At 59.6% G+C, this 20,027-nt stretch carries 23 protein-coding genes; 13 read left to right on the top strand and 10 right to left on the bottom strand.

The features are described 5' to 3' along the window. Positions 1-157: 157 nt before the first annotated feature. The gene (locus tag AC07V0_RS28645; protein WP_081625788.1) at positions 158-601 is read right to left on the bottom strand and encodes a PilZ domain-containing protein; all 444 of its coding nucleotides are present in this window, start codon (positions 599-601) and stop codon (positions 158-160) included. Here AC07V0_RS28645 and AC07V0_RS28640 point away from each other — a divergent pair. The 5 genes from AC07V0_RS28640 to cysB all read left to right on the top strand — a co-directional run bounded on the left by AC07V0_RS28640 (position 600) and on the right by cysB (position 4,556). Next, positions 600-986: a thioredoxin family protein gene (locus AC07V0_RS28640; RefSeq protein ID WP_007939991.1), complete on the top strand. Its 387-nt coding sequence runs from the start codon at positions 600-602 to the stop codon at positions 984-986. The two genes, AC07V0_RS28645 and AC07V0_RS28640, sit on opposite strands and share 2 nt — an antisense overlap. Then, positions 983-1,939 (top strand): putative 2-dehydropantoate 2-reductase, encoded by a 957-nt coding sequence (locus tag AC07V0_RS28635; RefSeq protein WP_457327323.1) that lies wholly within the window; start codon positions 983-985, stop codon positions 1,937-1,939. The genes AC07V0_RS28640 and AC07V0_RS28635 overlap by 4 nt, the downstream gene beginning before the upstream one ends. Positions 1,940-1,962: 23 nt before the next feature. After that, positions 1,963-2,868, top strand: coding sequence for a 5'-nucleotidase (locus AC07V0_RS28630; protein WP_457327322.1), 906 nt, complete (start codon positions 1,963-1,965; stop codon positions 2,866-2,868). Positions 2,869-2,964: 96 nt separating this feature from the next. Further along, positions 2,965-3,468, top strand: coding sequence for a universal stress protein (locus AC07V0_RS28625; protein ID WP_457327321.1), 504 nt, complete (start codon positions 2,965-2,967; stop codon positions 3,466-3,468). Positions 3,469-3,581: 113 nt separating this feature from the next. After that, the gene (gene cysB / locus AC07V0_RS28620) at positions 3,582-4,556 is read left to right on the top strand and encodes an HTH-type transcriptional regulator CysB (RefSeq protein ID WP_007899921.1); all 975 of its coding nucleotides are present in this window, start codon (positions 3,582-3,584) and stop codon (positions 4,554-4,556) included. Positions 4,557-4,569: 13 nt separating this feature from the next. Here the strand turns inward: cysB and AC07V0_RS28615 are convergent, their stop codons facing one another. Together AC07V0_RS28615 and AC07V0_RS28610 are read right to left on the bottom strand one after the other, a co-directional pair. Continuing rightward, positions 4,570-5,052 carry a GreA/GreB family elongation factor gene (locus tag AC07V0_RS28615; protein ID WP_018929794.1) on the bottom strand — a complete coding sequence of 161 codons (483 nt, stop codon included), beginning with the start codon at positions 5,050-5,052 and terminating at the stop codon, positions 4,570-4,572. A gap of 14 nt (positions 5,053-5,066) precedes the next feature. Beyond that, positions 5,067-5,465, bottom strand: a complete 399-nt coding sequence (locus tag AC07V0_RS28610) for a hypothetical protein (protein ID WP_007939998.1) — start codon at positions 5,463-5,465, stop codon at positions 5,067-5,069. 124 nt (positions 5,466-5,589) lie between these two features. Here AC07V0_RS28610 and earP point away from each other — a divergent pair, with 124 nt between their 5' ends. Then, entirely contained in the window at positions 5,590-6,732 is a 1,143-nt protein-coding gene (earP, locus tag AC07V0_RS28605) for an elongation factor P maturation arginine rhamnosyltransferase EarP (protein WP_457327320.1), read from the top strand. 48 nt (positions 6,733-6,780) lie between these two features. Further along, positions 6,781-7,350, top strand: a complete 570-nt coding sequence (locus AC07V0_RS28600; protein ID WP_007940000.1) for an elongation factor P — start codon at positions 6,781-6,783, stop codon at positions 7,348-7,350. 73 nt (positions 7,351-7,423) lie between these two features. On the opposite strand, the gene AC07V0_RS28595 is transcribed toward AC07V0_RS28600, so the two are convergent. The 3 genes from AC07V0_RS28595 to AC07V0_RS28585 all read right to left on the bottom strand — a co-directional run bounded on the left by AC07V0_RS28595 (position 7,424) and on the right by AC07V0_RS28585 (position 9,598). Beyond that, positions 7,424-7,843: an organic hydroperoxide resistance protein gene (locus AC07V0_RS28595; protein WP_018930027.1), complete on the bottom strand. Its 420-nt coding sequence runs from the start codon at positions 7,841-7,843 to the stop codon at positions 7,424-7,426. A gap of 267 nt (positions 7,844-8,110) precedes the next feature. Then, the gene (locus tag AC07V0_RS28590; RefSeq protein ID WP_026286713.1) at positions 8,111-8,572 is read right to left on the bottom strand and encodes a MarR family winged helix-turn-helix transcriptional regulator; all 462 of its coding nucleotides are present in this window, start codon (positions 8,570-8,572) and stop codon (positions 8,111-8,113) included. A 69-nt stretch (positions 8,573-8,641) separates the two neighbouring features. Beyond that, a complete protein-coding gene (locus AC07V0_RS28585) occupies positions 8,642-9,598 on the bottom strand; it encodes a LysR family transcriptional regulator (RefSeq protein ID WP_007940004.1) in 957 nt (318 codons plus the stop codon). Between the two features lie 109 nt (positions 9,599-9,707). On the opposite strand from AC07V0_RS28585, the gene AC07V0_RS28580 reads away from it, so the two are divergent. Continuing rightward, complete coding sequence (locus tag AC07V0_RS28580) at positions 9,708-10,457, top strand: sulfite exporter TauE/SafE family protein (RefSeq protein WP_457327319.1); 750 nt, start codon at positions 9,708-9,710, stop codon at positions 10,455-10,457. Here the strand turns inward: AC07V0_RS28580 and AC07V0_RS28575 are convergent. Next, on the bottom strand, positions 10,447-11,301 hold the full coding sequence (locus tag AC07V0_RS28575; protein WP_018930024.1) for a LysR substrate-binding domain-containing protein: 855 nt from the start codon (positions 11,299-11,301) through the stop codon (positions 10,447-10,449). The genes AC07V0_RS28580 and AC07V0_RS28575 overlap by 11 nt on opposite strands. A gap of 96 nt (positions 11,302-11,397) precedes the next feature. Between AC07V0_RS28575 and AC07V0_RS28570 the strand changes: the two genes are divergently transcribed. Both AC07V0_RS28570 and AC07V0_RS28565 read left to right on the top strand, forming a co-directional pair. Continuing rightward, positions 11,398-11,613, top strand: a complete 216-nt coding sequence (locus AC07V0_RS28570; protein WP_018930023.1) for a DUF1127 domain-containing protein — start codon at positions 11,398-11,400, stop codon at positions 11,611-11,613. 64 nt (positions 11,614-11,677) lie between these two features. Continuing rightward, a complete protein-coding gene (locus AC07V0_RS28565) occupies positions 11,678-12,907 on the top strand; it encodes a winged helix-turn-helix domain-containing protein (RefSeq protein WP_495020124.1) in 1,230 nt (409 codons plus the stop codon). 50 nt (positions 12,908-12,957) lie between these two features. Here the strand turns inward: AC07V0_RS28565 and AC07V0_RS28560 are convergent, their stop codons facing one another. Then, positions 12,958-14,304, bottom strand: coding sequence for a class II 3-deoxy-7-phosphoheptulonate synthase (locus AC07V0_RS28560; RefSeq protein ID WP_007899909.1), 1,347 nt, complete (start codon positions 14,302-14,304; stop codon positions 12,958-12,960). Between the two features lie 148 nt (positions 14,305-14,452). Here AC07V0_RS28560 and AC07V0_RS28555 point away from each other — a divergent pair, with 148 nt between their 5' ends. Beyond that, on the top strand, positions 14,453-15,208 hold the full coding sequence (locus AC07V0_RS28555; protein WP_007940010.1) for a spermidine synthase: 756 nt from the start codon (positions 14,453-14,455) through the stop codon (positions 15,206-15,208). A 57-nt stretch (positions 15,209-15,265) separates the two neighbouring features. On the opposite strand, the gene AC07V0_RS28550 is transcribed toward AC07V0_RS28555, so the two are convergent. Then, positions 15,266-16,057: a crotonase/enoyl-CoA hydratase family protein gene (locus tag AC07V0_RS28550; RefSeq protein ID WP_086944665.1), complete on the bottom strand. Its 792-nt coding sequence runs from the start codon at positions 16,055-16,057 to the stop codon at positions 15,266-15,268. Positions 16,058-16,478: 421 nt separating this feature from the next. On the opposite strand from AC07V0_RS28550, the gene AC07V0_RS28545 reads away from it, so the two are divergent. Beyond that, positions 16,479-18,152, top strand: a complete 1,674-nt coding sequence (locus AC07V0_RS28545) for a DEAD/DEAH box helicase (protein ID WP_018930020.1) — start codon at positions 16,479-16,481, stop codon at positions 18,150-18,152. Between the two features lie 109 nt (positions 18,153-18,261). On the opposite strand, the gene AC07V0_RS28540 is transcribed toward AC07V0_RS28545, so the two are convergent. Next, positions 18,262-19,029, bottom strand: coding sequence for a DODA-type extradiol aromatic ring-opening family dioxygenase (locus AC07V0_RS28540; RefSeq protein WP_018930019.1), 768 nt, complete (start codon positions 19,027-19,029; stop codon positions 18,262-18,264). Positions 19,030-19,132: 103 nt separating this feature from the next. Between AC07V0_RS28540 and AC07V0_RS28535 the strand changes: the two genes are divergently transcribed. Continuing rightward, the gene (locus AC07V0_RS28535; RefSeq protein WP_086944666.1) at positions 19,133-19,789 is read left to right on the top strand and encodes a thiopurine S-methyltransferase; all 657 of its coding nucleotides are present in this window, start codon (positions 19,133-19,135) and stop codon (positions 19,787-19,789) included. Positions 19,790-20,027 lie beyond the last annotated feature (238 nt).

Raw genomic sequence — 20,027 nt, 5'->3', positions numbered from 1 at the left:
CAGCGAACCCGCGCGGCGGAGCACAGCAAATTAAGCGCGTCGGGGAGCAGAACCTTAGCGCGTTACACCGTGGCTCGACAATGGGCAGACACCGGTTTAATGGGCATTCCCCATCAGTTTCCCCCACCGTGGCGGGGAAACTGATGGGGAATGCACCCTAACCGGCCATTGGCTGCGCAAATGCCTTGCTGACTGTATCGTGGGAGAACTCGTCGGCGTGCTGCTGGACCCACTCGAGGGCCAGGGTCTCATTGTTCTGCTGTTGGCTTTGGGGTTCATGCTGACGGCAGTAACGTTCGATCTGGCAGATCTGCTCACCCATCCGCGCGCAAAACAGCGTCTGTTCGTCGACGAAGGCGATCCCCACCAGATAGCCGCGTTTGCGTCGCAAGCACCACGCCACATAACCCAGGAAACGCAAGTCCGGGTTCAGGGTCGGCATGCGTATTTCCAGCGCCGTACCGTGGCGCCACGCGCGGTGGTAATTGCAAGCCATGCCGCCGAGGCTGATAGTGTGCAGCTCTTGCCGCGAAATACACTCATGTTTGAGCAACGTTAATTCGACGGGCACATCGTCAGGATGAGGAAGATAACGTCTCATGAACACGGACTCCCTGTGTCGGCCACTTGACACTGTTTCTCCCAGTATAGTGGTCGAATCGGAACTGACCGATTTCGACGCCGACCAACGGTTGCTGGCAATGAGCGGCATTTCACTGGTGATTTTTACCAGCGTCGGCTGTGCCAGTTGCCGTTTTGCCCGCGAGCAGTTGCCCAGGCTCGAACTGGCGGTCGATCGGCTGTGCTGGATCGATGCCGGAAGCAATGGCGGGGTGGTTGAGCGTTATCGGGTCTTTCATTTGCCGGCACTGTTTGTGGTGCGCGACGGTGAGTATTTCGGGGCGCTACAGTCGCGCCTGACCCGCACAGCGCTCAACGAGGCTGTGGACCAGGCGTTGAATCGACCAGCAGAGGAGCTGCCATGACAGGCACAGTGGCCAAGCCGACAATCGGCATTATCGGGACCGGCGCGATCGGTGGTTTCTACGGGCTGATGCTGGCGCGTGCCGGCTTCGATGTGCATTTTCTGTTGCGCAGCGAGTTTTCAGCGGTGGCCGAACGCGGCTTGCATCTTGACCATGCGTCGTTGGGCCCGCTGACCCTGAACCCGGTCCAGGCCTATTCGTCGGCTGCCGACATGCCGCCCTGTGACTGGCTGCTGGTGGGCGCCAAGACCACCAGCAACGCGGACCTGGCACCGGCCATTATTCAAGCCGCGGCACCTGATGCCAAAGTGCTGTTGCTGCAAAATGGCCTGGACGTCGAAGACCATCTGCGCGAGTTGCTCCCCGATTCGCTGCATCTGCTGGGCGGGCTTTGTCTGATCTGCGTCCATCGCGCCGGCCCCGGGGTCATCACCCATCAAGCGCTGGGGGCGGTGAATGTCGGCTACCACAGTGGCCCCGCCGCCGATGCACAGGTACGCATGAACATCGTCGAGGAGGGCGCCGGATTGTTCCGCACGGCCGGTATCGACGCCCAGGCCATGCCGAATCTGCAGCAGGCGCGCTGGAAGAAACTGGTCTGGAATATTCCCTACAACGGTCTGTCGGTGCTGCTCGGGGCCAGCACCACACCGTTGATGGCGGATGCCGACAGCCGCGCGCTGATTCAGGCCTTGATGGCCGAAGTGGTTCAGGGGGCCAAGGCTTGCGGTCATGACATGCCGCCGGGTTACGCCGATTATCTGTTCATGATGACCGAGAAAATGCCCGACTACTGGCCGAGCATGCATCACGATTTTCTGCACAAGCGGCCGCTGGAACTGGACGCCATCTACACTCGGCCACTGGCAGCGGCGAAGGCGGCGGGATGTGAGTTGCCGCGAATCGAGGCCTTGTATCGCAGCTTGAGTTTTATCGACCGACGTAACCACTGAGTCGGTCAAGAAGGGGGAAGGGCATGGCAAATGTCATAGACGACAAACTGGTGCTGGCGATTTCTTCGCGAGCGCTGTTCGACTTGAGCGAGAGCCACAAGGTCTATCTGTCGAGCGGCGTCGAGGCTTATCGGCAGTACCAGATCGAACACGAAGACGAAATTCTCGAGCCTGGCGATGCATTCCCGTTGGTGGAAAAACTCCTGAACCTGAATACCCGTCTCGGCCGTGCCCGGGTCGAGGTGATCCTTGTGTCGCGTAACAGCGCCGACACCGGCCTGCGGGTTTTCAACTCGATTCATCACTATGGCCTGTCGATCTCGCGTGCGGCGTTCGTCGGCGGGCGCAGTCCTTATCCGTACCTCAAGGCTTTTGGTTGCGACCTGTTTCTCTCGACCCATGCCGAAGATGTGCGCAATGCGCTGGAGGCCGGATTCGCCGCAGCGACTATTCTATCGGGCGGTGCCAGTCGCGCCGCCAGCGATGAATTGCGCATTGCCTTCGACGGTGACGCGGTGCTGTTTTCCGACGAGTCGGAGCGGGTCTATCAGTCGGGAGGCCTGGCGGCGTTTCAGGCCAGCGAGCGTGAGGCGGCCCGCGAGTCTTTGCGTGGCGGGCCGTTCAAAGGTTTCCTCGCGGCGCTCAATCTGTTGCAGCGCGAGTTTCCCGATGATGCCTGTCCGATCCGTACCGCGCTGGTGACCGCGCGATCGGCGCCGGCCCATGAACGGGTGATCCGTACCTTGCGCGAATGGGACATTCGTCTGGACGAATCGCTGTTTCTTGGCGGCCTGACCAAATCGGCTTTTCTCGAAGCCTTTGCCGCCGACGTATTTTTCGACGATCAGGCAGGCCATTGCGAACTGGCCCGCGAAGTGGTCGCCACCGGGCACGTGCCCCATGGCATCAGTAACGAGCCGTCGGTTTAAAGCCCGGCGGTTCAATACGTTGCGCCGGGCGCCGCACTCGCCACGGCACTGCTAAGCTGAATCAATCTCCGCCATGTTGGCATTTGAGGAGGTCATATGATTCGTTCGATGCTGTATGCCACTGACTTGGGTCTGTACGCACCATTGGTGATGCAGCATGCCTTGGAACTGGCTCGAATATTCAATGCCGACTTGTATGTGGTGCACGCGGTAGAGCCCATGGGGCTGTTTGCCGAATCCGTGTTGCAAAGCTATCTCGACGAGAAGGCCTTGAACGAATTTCACAGTCAAGGTCTGAACAATGTGATCGCCAATATTCAGCAACGGGTGCTCGACAACTTTCGCGAAGAGCTGGGGGATGAAGGAGAGCAGGATTTGCAGCGGATTCAGGCTGTGCGGGTGCTGCAGGGCGATCCGTCGCAGGTGATTCTCGACCAGGCGCAGAAACTCTCTGTCGATTTACTGATCGTAGGGAGTCACAGCCATGGTGCTGGCGCGGAAACGCCGTTGGGTCGAACCGCTGCGCGCGTGTTGCAACTGGCCAGGGTGCCGGTCTATTTGGTGCCGCTGGTAGAGCGTCGCCGCAAAGAGGATCGCTAGAACACGAATAATGGCATTTTGACAAAAAAGTTCTAGATTTATTGGTCTAACCATTAATATAGTTATATACCGTCGCTGATGCCCGTGGCGTCTACCTGCTTTGAGGGATTCATATGAAGCTTCAACAATTGCGCTACATCTGGGAAGTGGCGCACCACGACCTCAACGTTTCTGCTACAGCCCAAAGCCTCTACACCTCGCAACCGGGCATCAGCAAACAGATTCGTCTGCTGGAAGACGAATTGGGGGTCGAGGTTTTCGCCCGCAGCGGCAAGCATCTGACCCGCGTTACCCCGGCTGGCGAGCGCATCATCACCACCGCCGGTGAGATCCTGCGCAAAGTTGAAAGCATCAAACAGATCGCCCAGGAATTCTCCAACGAGAAAAAAGGCACCCTGTCGATCGCCACCACCCACACCCAGGCGCGTTATGCATTGCCACCGGTGATCAGCAATTTCATCAAGCAATACCCGGATGTTGCCCTGCACATGCACCAGGGTTCGCCGATGCAGATCGCCGAGATGGCTGCGGACGGCACCGTCGATTTCGCCATCGCCACCGAAGCCCTGGAGCTGTTCGGTGATCTGGTGATGATGCCGTGCTATCGCTGGAACCGCTGCGTGGTCGTGCCTCAGGGCCACCCGCTGACCAAGCTGTCGAAGCTGACCCTCGAAGCCCTGGCCGAATACCCGATCGTGACGTACGTATTCGGTTTCACCGGCCGTTCGAAACTCGACGAAGCCTTCAGCCACCGTGGCCTGACACCGAAAGTGGTGTTCACCGCCGCTGACGCCGACGTGATCAAGACGTACGTTCGCCTGGGGCTGGGCGTGGGCATCGTGGCGAAAATGGCAGTCGATACCAAGCTCGATAGCGACCTGGTGGTGCTCGATGCCAGCGAGTTGTTCGAATCCAGTATTACCAAAATCGGTTTCCGTCGCGGTACTTTCCTGCGTGGCTTCATGTGCGACTTCATCGAGAAATTCGCTCCGCACCTGACCCGCGAAGTGATGGCCAAGGCCATTCAGTGCCACAACAAACAGGAACTGGAAGAGCTGTTCGACGGCGTCGAACTGCCGGTCCATTAAGCGTCAACAGACGCTAGACCACCTCGGTGACAGCAAACTGTTGCCGAGCGCCCGCCACCAGAATCTCCACTTCATCCCCTTCGAACTTGCCCAGCAGGCTTTTACCCAGCGGCGAACGAGGGGTGATGACGGTAATCAGTTGCCCCACCAGATCAATCTTCAATCCGGCTGCGTCGGGGGCCAGGAACAGCCATTGTTCGCGACCCTTTTCGTCTTCCAGGCCGAGCAGAGCGCCGACCTCGATGCCGCGCCGCTCGTCATAAGGCCGCAGTGTCAGGTTCTGGCAAAGGGTCAATGACAGCCTGATTTCTTCCACTCGCCTGGCCTGCCCGGCCGCCAGATAAGACGCCTCCAGCCCCAGGGTGTCGTACTTGTTTTCGGCTATGTTTTCTTCGTGGGTCGCGGTTTCGTAAGCGGTTTGCGCGGCACGCTCGGCGATATCGAGATCGATCCGCAGCTTGTCGATAATCAGTTGGTGGACGGTCGGCTTGTGCATAGAGAGCTTCATGATCAATCGCAGAATTGCAGGACGTTGGCGCGGCTTTTTTCGCTCGGCGCGGTCTGGTCCTGTTGCAGCCAGAACTGACATTTTGGATTGGCCAGATTGTGTTTGCTACTTCTGGCCTGTTCCACCATTTGCTGCTGATCGTTCCTGCGCAGGTGTTCCTCGTACTGTTCGAACATCGGGTTTTGCGCAGCGGGTTGTTCAATCACCGGCGGCTTGGCCAGTTGCTCCACCGCCTGGGCCAAGGGTGCCAATTGCTCGTTGAACAACAGGCGCCAGGCGAGCCAGCAAGTCAGTGCGATCGCGATAAATCCCAGCCACAAACCGAGGGCGATGCTGCCGGTCAGTTGCAGCGCATTGAGCTGGATCGGCATGGAGCGGCGCGGGTGGGGACGGTAGGGCATGACTGCCTCCTGGCGGGTGGTCGCGGGCGAGTGGCGATTGTCGCACGAAGATTAATCGTCGTCGGCTCTTCTGCGCGGGGTAATTTATGCGGACAATCGGCGCTTTTGCCAACGGGAACCTGGGATGCCTGAAATGAAAACCCGCTGGGATATTTTTTGCACCGTGGTCGACAATTTCGGCGACATCGGTGTGACCTGGCGTCTGGCCCGCCAACTGGTGGCCGAACATTCAGTGACGGTGCGCTTGTGGGTCGATGACCTGCGGGCCTTCGAGCGGTTGTGTCCAGAAATCGACATCCACGCTACGCAGCAGTGGCAGCAGGGTGTCGAGGTGCGGCAGTGGTCAGCGCACTGGCAACCCACCGAAGCCGCGGATGTCGTTATCGCCGCGTTCGCCTGCCAGTTGCCGAGTGCTTATATGGAGGCCATGGCCGAGCGGGAAAAGCCGCCGCTGTGGATGAACCTCGATTATCTGAGCGCCGAAGACTGGGTCGTCGGTTGTCACGGCTTGCCGTCGGTGAAGTACAAGAACGTGCAGAAGTTCTTTTTCTTCCCGGGTTTTCGCAAGGGCACCGGTGGCTTGCTGCGTGAGAGGGGGGTGCTCGAACGACGTCGGCAGTTTCAGCAAAGTCCCGAGGCTCAGCGAGAGTTCCTGCAAGGCCTGGGGGTTGAACGCGCCCCGAATGCACAGCTGATCTCGCTGTTCGCCTACGAGAATAACGGGCTGGCCAGTTGGCTCGACGCCATGGCTGCCGACTCGACGCCCACTCATCTGTTGGTGCCCGAGGGGCGGATTCTCGGCGACGTCGAACGCTGGCTCGCAGTGGACGGGCTGACGGCCGGCGCGGTGCATGTGCGCGATGCCCTGACCGTGCAAGTGCTGCCGTTCGTCCGGCAGGATCAATATGACCTGCTGCTGTGGAGCTGCGATTTCAACGCCGTGCGCGGCGAAGATTCCTTTGTTCGCGCGCAATGGGCAGGCCGGCCAATGCTCTGGCACATCTATCGGCAGGACGAAGATATCCACCTGGACAAGCTCGACGCCTTCCTGACCCTGTACACCCAAGGCCTGTCCAAACCTGCTGGCGAGGCGATCAGCGGTCTATGGCGGGCATGGAATGCAGGTGAGACAATGGGCGAGTACTGGAAATCAACCCGCAAACATTGGCCGGAACTGGAAAAACATGCCGAGGCGTGGTGTCTGGAACAAGCCTTGCAGGCAGATCTTGCCGCAGCGCTGGTACAGTTTTACCTAAATTGGATATGATACGCGGCCTAGATTTTTGTAAATCCCATCCAAATTCGGATATTCGCAATGAAAACTGGTAAAGAACTGAAACCCGGTATGGTGATCCGTATCGACAACGATCCTTGGCTGGTTCAGAAAGCTGAATTCACCAAGTCGGGTCGTAACAGCGCGATCATGAAGACCAAGCTGAAAAACCTGTTGACCGGTTACAAGACCGAGACCGTTTACAGCGCCGACGACAAACTGGACGACGTGATCCTCGACCGCAAAGAAGCGACCCTGTCCTTCATCAGCGGCGACTCCTACACGTTCATGGACACCACTGACTACACCATGTACGAGCTGAACGCTGAAGACATCGAAGCCGTTCTGCCTTTCGTTGAAGAAGGCATGACCGATGTTTGCGAAGCGATCTTCTTCGAAGAGCGTCTGGTTTCCGTAGAACTGCCGACCACTATCGTGCGTCAGGTTGACTACACCGAAGGCTCCGCTCGCGGTGATACTTCCGGCAAGGTGATGAAGCCTGCCAAACTGAAGAACGGTACCGAGCTGTCGGTTGCTGACTTCATCGAAATCGGCGACATGATCGAGATCGATACCCGCGAAGGCGGTTCCTACAAAGGCCGTGCTAAATAAGCACCGCTTGAGGAATGAAAAAGCCCGACCATTGAGTCGGGCTTTTTTGTGGGCGAATGATCAAGATCAGTGATTAAACGGCAACGTGCAGGCGCACATCGACGTTGCCACGCGTGGCGTTGGAGTACGGGCAGACCTGGTGGGCGGCGTCGACCAGGCTTTGTGCATCGGCTTGTTCAAGGCCCGGCAGGCTGATGTGCAGGTCGATGTCCAGGCCGAAACCACCAGGGATCTGGCCGATGCCGACATGGGCAGTGATCGAGGCGTCGTCGGGGATTTTGCGTTTGGTCTGGCTGGCGACGAATTTCAGCGCGCCGATGAAGCAGGCGGAATAGCCGGCGGCGAACAGTTGTTCAGGGTTGGTTGCCGCACCGCCGGCGCCACCGAGTTCTTTCGGGGTCGCGAGTTTGACGTCGAGGACGTTGTCGCTGGAGATCGAACGACCGTCACGGCCGCCGGTGGAGGTTGCGATTGCGGTGTAGAGAGTTTGCATGGTGTGAGCCTCGTTTCGGATTGGGTGTTTCGCGCTAAATATTTGCGCGCTAAGTAAGTGCGAAGTGAATGTAGCTCGCTAATATTTAGCGCGCAAGATAAATTTTTGAAAAAAACTGACCCTGCCCATCACCTGGAGATTCGATCAGGCGGGAGATGCTTGAGATAGAGGCTTTCGTGCGGGATTTATGCGAAGTGAATTTTTTTGCGACGGGGGAGGACGCCTTCGCGGGCGATCCGACTTGCCCGCGAAGAACGATAACGCGGTCTAAAGGCTGTCTTGCAGGTGGCTGCGCAGCTCCTGGAGATCCGCTTGCAGCTTCTTCAACTGCTCCAGCGTCTGCCCGCTGGCGCCGAGGATGCACTGCGGAATATCGCGCGCTTTGTCTCGCAGCGCATGGCCTTGCTCGGTGAGTTCGACAATCACCACCCGTTCATCTTCGCGGCTGCGGGTGCGGCTCAGCAGGCCTTCGGCTTCCAGGCGTTTGAGCAGCGGGGTGAGGGAGCCGGGGTCGGTCAGTAGTCGGCTGCTGATTTCGCCGACCGTCAATCCGTCCTTTTCCCACAACACCATCATTGCCAGGTACTGCGGATACGTCAGGCCCAGCGCTTGCAACAGCGGCTTGTAAACCTTGGTCATCAGCAATGAAGTGGAATGCAGGGCGAAGCAGACCTGATTATCCAGCAGCAGGTTATCGCAGTTGTCCGGGGTGTCGCGCTCGGTGTTCATTTCAAAGCCTTGATCAGTGATCGTCATGAATCTAGCGGGCGAATCTTTAATGCGCCAGATAATTATGGACTAGTGGCGGTCCAGGTTGGTTTGCAGCGCCAGATCCCACGGGGGGATGGGGCTGAAACGGGTCTTCAGGTATTCCAGCAGCAAGCGGCTACGCGAACTGGGCTGCTGCTCCAGGCGTAACGCATAAATACCGGTGCTTTCCGGTTTTGGCAGACCTTTTTCGCAGAACAGCGGTAGCAGTTCGCCGCGCAATAAATATTCACTGGCCAACCAGGTCGGCAGATGCGCGACACCCAGCCCGGCCAGTGCGCCGCAGACCAGCGCCTCGGCGTTATTGGCGCTCATGCGGATTCGCGCAGGCCGGTGCAAATGCATCTGCCCATCCCGCTCGAAGCGCCAGGCGAACGGCGGAGCTAGGCCGTCCCAATCCAGACCGTCGTGGTCGACCAATTGCGCCGGCTCGGTCGGCACGCCACGGCGTTGCAGGTAATCGGGGCTGGCGCAGGCGATGCGCACCATGCTCGCCAGCGGCGTGGCCACCAGCCGGGTATCGGCCATTTGCCCGGCACGCAGTACCAGGTCGACCTTGCCCAGGTTCGAACCCTGCATGTCGACAAAGCTGTCGATCAGGTGCAATTGCACGTCGAGGCCGGGGTAAAGGGTCAGGAAGTCGGCAATCACCGGTGCCAGATGGCGTCGTCCGAACGCTGCCGGCGCATCGACCCGGATCAAGCCTTCCGGCGCGTTGCTCAGGGACACCGCTTCCGCCCGCGCCAGCCGCAGTTCCGCGACGATCCTCCGCGCGCGCTCGGCAAAGGCCAAACCTGCCGGGGTAGCCCGCACCGCGTGGGTGCTGCGAATGAACAGCTGACTGCCGACGGCGCTTTCCAGGCTATCGATACGTCGCGCCACCGCCGATGGCGTCAGGGGATGACGGCGGGATGCAGCGGAAAAACTGCCGGTCTCCAGCACATCCAGAAACAGTCCGAGTTGTTCGGTCAATTGATTGGGGTTCATGGCTTCGTCAACGCTTGTGCGAATTTGGCACAGCCATTGTGCGTTGCTATGCGTTTCCCTGCCAGAGCCGACTGCGTAGGATGAGCGGCCTGACAAGAGGAAACCGCCTGTGATTGAGTTCGTGATGTACCTGGTTTTTGGCGCCGCCATGGGCACCCTCGGCGGGCTCTTCGGCATTGGTGGCGGGTTGGTGGCGATTCCGCTGCTGGGCGTGTGGTGCGGTCTCGATCAGCAGGTCGCCCAAGGCACGGCGCTGGTGATGGTGGTGCCGAACGTGATGCTGGCGCTATGGCGTTATCACCAGCGCAATCGCATCGAATTGCGTCATGCGCTGCCATTGGCTTCGATGGGATTCTGCTTCGCCTGGATCGGTTCGATCTGGGCGGTGGGCATCGATGCGCAAACCATGCGCGTGGGGTTTGTCGCGTTCCTGGTCGCGCTGTCGGCCTACAACCTGGTGCGAATGTTCACCGCCACTGCGCCGGCGTCTTCACAGATGCATTATTCATGGCCGTGGCTGGGTGTGCTCGGCGCGGCTTCCGGGACCATGGGCGGGTTGTTTGGCGTGGGTGGGGCGGTGGTGGCCACGCCGGTGTTGACCAGTCTGTTCGGTACCAGCCAAGTGGTTGCCCAGGGCTTGTCGCTGGCACTGGCATTGCCGAGCACGGGCGTCACGTTGGCGACTTATGCGGTGCACCATCAGGTGCACTGGGCGATCGGTATTCCATTGGCGGTCGGTGGATTGATGAGCATCAGTTGGGGCGTGAGAATCGCCCACGCACTGCCGGAGCGGCTGTTGCGCGGGCTGTTCTGTGGGTTTCTGGTGTGCTGCGCGGTGATGCTCGCCTTTAAAGTTTGAAGCCTTCGACGATGTGCTCGGCCAGGCATTCGGTGATCGGTGAAGGGTTGTTCAGGTTGCGGATCAGCATGATGCTGGCTTCCGGCAACAGCGGCAGGTCTTCGTCGGCGCCAAGGATGCGCATGTCTGGCGTGATCAGGCTTTCCAGTTGCGCGGTGATCGCAAGCCCCGCGCTGACCACGGCCATCAACGCCGACAGGCTGGAGCTGTTGTAGGCAATGCGATAATCGCGACCCATGGCTTCCAGCGCATTACACGCCCAGGCACGGCAGAAACAATCGCTATTGAACATCGCCAGCGGCAGCGGCGTCTGCTCGTGGGCGTTGAAGCATTGGGCCTCGGCCCAGACAAAGCGCTCCTTGCGCAACAACTGGCCGATCTCGTTACCCGGCTCGCGGGTGACGATGGACAGGTCCAGGTCCTGGCGCTGCAACAGTTGCCGGGTCGATTCGCAATGAACCTCGATCTGGATCAGCGGGTAGAACTGCGCGAAGCGCGACAGGATGCCCGGCAAAAAGCGCATCACGTAATCGTCGGGTGTGCCGATGCGCACCGTGCCGACCATGTGCGGCTCGCGCAGGGTATTGAAGACTTCGCTGTGGAGTTTGAGGATGCGCCGCGCATAGCCGAGCAACACCTGGCCTTCGGCGGTCAGCTTGACCTGGCGCCCGTCGCGTTCGAACAGCTGGCGCTGCAACACGTCTTCTTCCAGACGTTTCATCTGCATGCTCACCGCCGACTGGGTGCGGTTGACCATTTCCCCGGCGCGGGTAAAGCCGCCCTGATCAGCGATCGCGACGAAGGTGCGCAGTACATCGGTGTCGATACTGGGGTAGGCGGACATTCATCAATCTCCGAGATGTATGCCATAAGAAACATTCGCTGGATTGATCTTAGCGCTGCGGCGAGACTGGATCCATCCCTAAAGGAGGGCTACACGATGAAAGGTCACAACGAGCATGTAACGGAACAAAAATTCTCAATCCACGCGGTATCCGATCTGCTGCACAAGTTTAGTCGCTGGTACGAACTTCACCGTGAACGTGAATTACTGGCGAGCTTGAGCGACGAAGCACTGAAGGATATCGGCGTGAGCCGCGCAGATGTGGAGCATGAGGCAGTAAGACCGTTCTGGGATGATCCGATGCACAAATGATGATGCCATCGCTACACAAACCACTTTCGGGTGAGGTAGGTTGCGAGCAGACAAGGAGATGCTCATGCCCGCCACACTGTCCTTTTCCCTCAAACAGGCTCGGCGTCTGGCGCTGGCTGCCCAAGGGTTCAACGGGCGCCAGCCGCCGGCGGCGATCAAACCGGTTCAGCTCAACCGGCTGATCGAACGGCTCGGCATTCTGCAGATCGATTCGGTCAATGCATTGGTGCGTTCGCACTACCTTCCCGTGTTTTCCCGTCTTGGCAATTATTCAACCGACTTGCTCGATCAGGCTGCCTGGAGTCAGGGCCGTCGGCGCACGTTGTTCGAGTATTGGGGCCACGAAGCTTCGTTATTACCGTTGTCGATGTACCCCTTGATGCGCTGGCGCATGCAGCGCGCTTCCCGTGGCGAAGATATCTACCAGCAATTGGCGCGTTTCGGTCGTGAGCAGCAGGACACGATTCGCCGTGTTTTAGCGTCGGTCCAGGAACTCGGTGCGCTGGGGGCGGGCAGCCTGTCGACCCGTCAGGAACGGGCAGGGCCGTGGTGGGACTGGAGCGCTGAAAAGCACGCGCTTGAATGGTTGTTCGCCGCCGGTGAAGTGACCGTGGCCAGCCGGCGCGGGTTCGAACGGCTTTATGATTTGCCGGAACGGGTGATTCCTTCGGCGCTTCTGCAGCAACCCTTGCTCCGTGAAGCCGAAGCCCAGCGCGGGTTATTGCTGCATGCGGCAACGGCGTTGGGCGTCGGCACGGAAAAGGACCTGCGGGACTATTTTCGCTTGAGCCCGGCAGACAGCCGACCGCGTCTGGCGGAACTGGTCGAGGGCGGAAAGCTGCTGGTCTGTGGAGTTGAAGGCTGGCGGCAACCGGCTTATTGCCTGGCTGAGCCGAAAGTGCCGCGTAAGGTCGAGGCCAGTGCGCTGCTTTCACCATTCGATTCGCTGATTTGGGAGCGCAGCCGTACCGAGCGATTGTTCGATTTCCGTTATCGGCTGGAGATTTATACGCCGCAGCATAAACGCGTCTACGGCTATTACGTCTTGCCGTTTTTGCACAATGAGCGGATTGCTGCGCGGGTCGACTTGCGAGCCGAACGAGCGTCGGGCCAGTTGGCGGTGCATGCCGTGCATGAGGAAGAGCCGGGGCTGGATGATGAAGGGATGCTGGCGTTGGCGGTCAATCTGCGGCGGATGGCGGACTGGTTGGGGCTCGAGCGGGTTCAGCTGAATTGTCCGCGGGCGAGTGCGGCGAGGTTGCGGGGGGCGTTGGTTCAAAGTGGCAGTGATTGAAATGGCGCCTTTGCGGGCAAGTCGGATCCCCGCAAAGGGCTCAACCGGATTTAACGGCGGACTTGCTTCAGGGTCTCTGCAATCAAAAACGCCAGTTCCAGCGACTGATCGGCATTCATCCGCGGGTCGCAATGGGTGTGATAACGATCCGACAACCCATCTTCGGTAATCGGCCGCGCGCCGCCGATGCATTCGGTGACGTTCTGCCCGGTCATTTCGATGTGTATGCCGCCGGCATAACTGCCTTCCGCTTCGTGAACCTGGAAGAACTGCTTCACCTCGCCAAGGATCTGCGCGAAGTCGCGGGTCTTGTAGCCGCTGCTGGCCTTGATGGTGTTGCCGTGCATCGGGTCGGAGCTCCAAAGCACTTGCTTGCCTTCGCGCTGCACCGCGCGAATCAGCTGCGGCAGGTGATCGCCGACCTTGTTCGCGCCCATCCGCGCAATCAGGTTCAGGCGACCCGGGTCGTTGTCCGGGTTGAGCACATCGATCAGGCGAATCAGGTCTTCAGGGTTCATGCTCGGGCCGACCTTGACCCCGATCGGGTTATGCACCCCGCGCAGGAATTCGACGTGAGCACCGTCCAGTTGACGTGTACGGTCACCGATCCACAGCATGTGGGCCGAGCAGTCGTAGTAGTCGTTGGTCAGGCTGTCGCGACGCACGAAGGCTTCTTCGTAGTTCAGCAGCAGCGCTTCGTGGGCGGTGAAGAAACTGGTTTCGCGCAGTTGCGGCGAGCTGTCCATGCCGCAGGCGCGCATGAAGGCCAGGGTTTCATCGATGCGATCGGCCAGGTGGCTGTATTTCTCGGCCAGTGCCGAGTTGGCGATGAAGTCCAGGTTCCATTTGTGTACCTGATGCAGATCGGCAAAGCCGCCCTGGGCAAAGGCGCGCAGCAGATTCAGGGTCGCAGTGGACTGGTGGTAGGACTGCAGCAGGCGATCCGGGTCCGGTACGCGGCTTTTTTCGTCGAAACCGATGCCGTTGACGATGTCGCCACGGTAGGCCGGCAGCGTCACGCCGTTGATGGTTTCATCATTGGCCGAACGGGGTTTGGCGAACTGACCGGCCATGCGTCCGACTTTGACCACCGGGCAACCGGCCGCGAAGGTCATGACGATCGCCATTTGCAGCAACACTTTAAAGGTGTCGCGAATTTTCGCGGCGGAGAATTCGGCGAAGCTTTCGGCGCAGTCGCCGCCCTGCAACAGAAATGCCCGGCCCTGGGTGACTTCGGCAAACTGACGGCGCAACTCCCGCGCTTCACCGGCAAACACCAGTGGCGGATAGCTCGCCAGGGTTTGCTCGACGTGCAGCAAATGCGCCGCGTCGGGGTATTGAGGTTGTTGCTGGATCGGCAGGGCGCGCCAGCTGTCAGGGCTCCAGGGTTGGCTCATCGCAGTCTCTAGTGTTTTACGCTCGGACGGTTATGTTATCAGCAATTAGTGCGTGACCTGCTCCCGTCGCTTCGCCGACAATCGCGCCTTTGCCGCTTTATGTTGCGGTTTATCGTGTTGCCGGGGCCGGTAACGATCAGGAGACGAAATGACTGAGGAGCGCGTCGAGCATCTGCTCGCCGAGGTGCAGGATGAGTTCGGCGTGATTCGCGTGCTGGAAGTGGCCGATTACCGTTTTCTGGAGTTCGGTGACGCCATCGAACAGAGCTGCGTGTTCACCGCCGACCCTAGCTGGCTCGAGTACGATTACACCCGCGCGATGCTGATTGGTGCGCTGTGCCACGAGCAGCCGGAAAGCGCGCTGTTCCTCGGCCTTGGCGCCGGGACACTGACCCAGGCTTGCTTGAAGTTCCTGCCACTGGAAGATGTCGAAGCCATCGAGCTACGCCCTGACGTACCGCGCCTGGCCATCGAATACCTGGGGCTGGATGACGATCCGCGGCTGTACATCCGCGTCGGCGATGCGCTGGAGTTGCTCGATACGGCTGAACCGGCCGATCTGATTTTCGTCGACCTGTATACCGATGTCGGGCCGGGTGTCGGGCACCTGGCCTGGAGCTTTCTGGAAAACTGTCAGAAACGCTTGAATCCGGGGGGCTGGCTGGTGATCAACCAGTGGGCCACCGACGACGGCAAGCCGTTGGGTGCAGCGTTGTTGCGCGGTCTCTATCACCGGCATTACTGGGAACTGCCGGTGAAGGAGGGCAACGTGATTCTGATCGTGCCATCGGAGCTGGATCAGGAGCTGGACATGGAAGGGCTGATCGCCCGCGCGGAAGGCCTGGCGCCGCGGTTGGGGTATTCGTTGCAATCGTTGATCAAGGATATTCGGCCGGCGACTTAATGCGATGAGGTCATCTGTGGCGAGGGAGCTTGCTCCCTTGCCACAAAAGCCGATCTGTCAGCAGCCTTTGAAGACGCCTGGCCGCTTCTCGATCATCGACCGCACACCCTCCTTGGCGTCCTCGCTGTTGAGCAGTTTCTTCACCAGTGCCGGCAATGCCTGGGTCGCAGCAATTTCACCCTCGTAGCGCGCCTGTCGCGCAGACATCAACGTCGCCTGAACCCCCAGCGGTGCCTGCCTCGCAATCCTCTCAGCCAACTCGATCGCCCGTGGCAGCAAGTCCTCGCTGGCCATAACTTCCTGCACCAGGCCCAGATGCAAGGCGTCATGTGCATCGAATTCATCGCCGGTGAGCAGCCAGCGCATGGCGTTGCCCCAACCGGCGACCTGATGCAGGCGCAAGGTGGCGCCACCGAACGGGAGGAGTCCGCGCTGCACTTCCTTTTGGGCAAAACGGGTATTGCTGGCGCACAGGTTGATGTCGGCGGCCAGCATCAGTTCGATGCCCGCGGTCAGGCAGTAGCCTTGCGCCGCGACAATCACCGGTTTGTTGACCCGGGGGCCGCCGAACACGCCCCAGGGATCGCAGCCGCCGGGCGGTGCCTGCCAGCCTTCGGCCAGGGCTGCGCCGGCGCTCACCAGGTCGAGCCCGGCAGTGAAATGCTCGCCATGGCCGAACACCACCGCGACCCGCGCCTCACTGTCGGCTTCGAATTCGCCATAGGCCAGGCTGAGCGCATTGAGCAGGTCGAGGTCGAAGGCATTGCGCTTGGCTACCCGATCCAGGCCGATCATCAGGACATGACCGTGTCTTTCACGGGTGACACGACTGGGGCTGGGCTGATTCATGGAGCATTTCCTCGGGCGGGAAGGGGGCGTCAGACCAAAGGTCTGCGTCGCAAGGGTGAACCGTTTTAGCGCCATCGTCAGCAGGGCCGGGCCTTTGCAAAATAGACGGTTGTACGATTATCCGCAAAGCCCGTGACACAACGGCGTATGCCGGTTTTTTCCGATAAAAAAAGCTCCCTTTTTTGCCGAATTCCGGTATAGTGCGCGCCGGCCTTTAACCGGGCCGCGTTTAGGTAGCGCAATTCCCCGAAGCCAGCTTCGGCTGCACGTCCGCCCCGCGGACTCTTCCTTGACGATTCTTTTCATTCATTCGTTTTCGCAAATCCCCGCCGACAAAGCTGCCAGGGCGACTCTTGAGTCTCAACACGGCATGCGCAGCTTTGGAGCATGGGTCTTTGCGGATGCACTTAGAGGCAGACCCATGACCCAGGAAATCGGCGGCTTCGCCGCTCTTGAACTTCACCCTAATATTGTCGCTGCAGTAGTCGCTACCGGCTATGAAGAGCCTTCGGCCATTCAGCAGCAGTCGATCCCGATCATTCTCGCCGGTCACGATATGATTGGCCAGGCGCAAACCGGTACCGGTAAAACCGCTGCCTTTGCCCTGCCGATCCTGCACCGCATTGATCCGTCCAAGCGCGAGCCGCAAGCTCTGATCCTGGCCCCAACTCGTGAGTTGGCGCTACAAGTTGCAACCGCTTTCGAAACCTACGCCAAGCAAATGCCGGGCGTAACTGTTGTGGCTGTCTACGGCGGCGCGCCGATGGGCCCACAATTGAAAGCAATCCGTAATGGCGCACAGATTGTTGTCGCCACTCCGGGTCGTCTGTGCGACCACCTGCGTCGCGACGAAAAAGTCCTGGCTACCGTGAACCACCTGGTTCTCGACGAAGCGGACGAAATGCTCAAACTGGGCTTCATGGACGACCTGGAAGTTATCTTCAAGGCCATGCCGGAAACCCGTCAGACCGTATTGTTCTCGGCCACCCTGCCGCAATCGATCCGTGCCATCGCCGAACGCCACCTGCGCGATCCGAAGCATGTGAAGATCCAGAGCAAGACTCAGACCGTTACCGCGATCGAACAGGCTCACCTGTTGGTTCACGCTGACCAGAAGACTTCTGCCGTTCTCAGCTTGCTGGAAGTGGAAGATTTCGACGCCCTGATCATGTTCGTGCGCACCAAGCAAGCGACCCTGGACCTGGCCAGTGCCCTGGAAGCCAAAGGCTACAAAGCCGCTGCGCTGAACGGTGACATTGCTCAGAACCAGCGTGAGCGCGTCATCGAATCCCTCAAGGATGGCCGTCTGGACATCGTTGTGGCGACCGACGTTGCCGCTCGTGGCCTGGACGTTCCGCGTATCACTCACGTGTTCAACGTTGATATGCCGTACGACCCGGAATCCTACGTTCACCGTATCGGCCGTACCGGCCGTGCCGGTCGCGAAGGTCGCGCGCTGCTGCTGGTCACTCCTCGTGAGCGCCGCATGCTGCAAGTGATCGAGCGTGTTACCGGTCAGAAAGTTGCCGAAGTTCGCCTGCCGGACGCTCAAGCTGTTCTCGATGCCCGCATCAAGAAACTGACCAACAGCCTGTCGCCGCTGGTAGGTGATGCCGAGTCGACTCACGGTGATCTGCTGGATCGTCTGACTGCCGACATCGGTTGCAGCCCGCGTGCCCTGGCCGCAGCTCTGCTGCGCAAGGCTACCAACGGTCAAGCGCTGACCCTGGCCGCGATCGAGAAAGAACGTCCGCTGGTGCCGAACAATGCACCGCGTGGCGATCGTCCAGAGCGTTCCGGTGATCGTCCGGACCGTGGTGACCGCGAGCGTCGTGCTCCGATCCCGCTGGCTGAAGGCCGTGCTCGTTGCCGTACCGCGCTGGGCGCGCGTGATGGTATCGCTGCCAAGAACCTGCTGGGCGCCATCCTCAACGAAGGTGGTCTGGCGCGTGAAGCCATCGGTCGCATTCAGGTGCGTGACAGCTTCAGCCTCGTCGAGCTGCCGGAAGATGGTCTGGAGCGTCTGCTGACCAAACTGAAGGACACTCGCGTTGCCGGTAAGCAGTTGAAGCTGCGTCGCTACCGCGAAGATTGATCTGCCCCCGGGCTGATTGATCGCACATAAAAAATCCCCGACTGGTTCGGGGATTTTTTTTGCCTGCTGTTTTGTGTCCGGCGTTTGAGCGGGGGCGGCGGTCGACTTATTAGTCGAAACGATAGATATCCATCCCCAGCGCCCCCATGGTGAACCCTTGGTGCACAATGCTGAACTCGCCCCCGGCCGCGCGGGCGAAGTACAGCGGTAACAGATGTTCGTCACTCGGGTGGTTGCGCACCGCGTTCGGTGCTTGCTGGCGATAGTCGTGTAGCGCGGCTTCATCGTTCGCTTCGAGTTTTTCGATCATCCAGTCGCGGAACGCCTTGGCCCAGGGTTCGACGCTTTCCGGGCCGGCGTGCCAGTCCAGTTCGCGCAGGTTGTGGGTGATGCTGCCAGAGCCGATCAACAGCACGCCGCGCTCACGCAGGCTGGCCAGGGCATGTCCGACGCGGGTTTGTAGCGCCGGGCCGCCACGGGTGGGCAGCGAGACCTGCACCACCGGGACATCGGCCTGCGGGTACATCAACGACAAGGGTACCCAAACGCCGTGGTCGAAGGGGCGCTTGGCGTCGATGCGCGCAGGCAGGCCATCGGTCTTCAGCAGCTCGACAACCTCTGTCGCCAGTTGCGGGCTGCCGGGTGCCGGGTACTGCACCTCGAACAAGGCCCGCGGAAAACCGCCGAAGTCGTGCCAGGTTTCGGGTTGGGGGTTGCCGCCGACCAGCAATTCGCTGCTTTCCCAGTGCGCGGAAACGATCACGATGGCTTTGGGCTTGGGCATTGTCGCGGCCAGATTCGCAAGGGCCGGCCCACTGGCGCCAGGTTCCAGGGCCAGCATGGGGGAGCCATGAGAGATATACAGGCTGGGGAACATAATTGAGCTCCGGAGAGTAAGATGGCAGCATCTTCAGTCAGATCATTGATCTAAATCTAATATAAGTTTTAGAGTCTTTTGATCGAATTTTTCGGGGTTAATTATGCAGCCGGAGTTTTGGCACAAACGGTGGGCGTCGAATCAGATCGGCTTTCATCTGCCGGAAGTAAATCCCTATCTGCAACGGTTCTGGCCGCAACTGGGCCTTGATGAAGGTTCTCGCGTACTGGTGCCGTTGTGTGGCAAGAGCCTGGACCTGTTGTGGCTGGCGCACTGCGGTCATGAGGTGCTGGGTATCGAGTTGTCGGAAAAGGCCATCGAGGACTTTTTCAATGAGCATCAACTGGACCCGGCAATCAGCGAGCAGGGACCTTTCAACGTCTATCGGGCCGGGTCGATCGAGTTGTGGTGCGGCGATTTCTTCGAGTTGACGGCAGGCGATGTTGCCGATTGCAGCGCACTGTACGACCGCGCGGCGCTGATCGCGTTGCCGCCAGCGATGCGTGAACAATACGCGGCTCATCTGATCCGGATTCTGCCGAAGGATTCTTTAGGGATTTTGATTACGCTGGATTACGACCAGACGCAAATGGCCGGACCGCCATTTGCTGTGCTTGATGACGAAGTGCAACGGCTGCTGGGGGCTTCGTGGGAGCTGAAGATCCTGGAAGACCAGGATGTCCTGGGTGAGAGCTGGAAGTTTCTCGAGGCCGGTGTCACGCGGCTTGAGGAGCGTGTGTATCGGGTTTCCAGCCATTAAGGTGTGTTGAGCTTGCTGGCCTCTTCGCGGGCAAGTCGGATCGCCGCACCGCTCGCTCCTACAGGCTTTGTGTAATTCGCCGATTATGTGAACGACACAAGACCTGTAGGAGCGAGGCTTGCCCGCGAAGAGGGCCTGAAGAGCACCGCATTAATCAAACATGTCTAGTCCTGAAATAGGTTTACACCTGTTTCACCCTCAAAACGCCCGATGCACCGCATCGGGCGTTTTGCATTTC

The sequence above is a fragment of the Pseudomonas sp. GW821-FHT01E10 genome (assembly GCF_059422365.1).
Note: the sequence above shows the minus strand (reverse complement) of the source record. Positions and strands in the feature narration are given on the sequence as shown.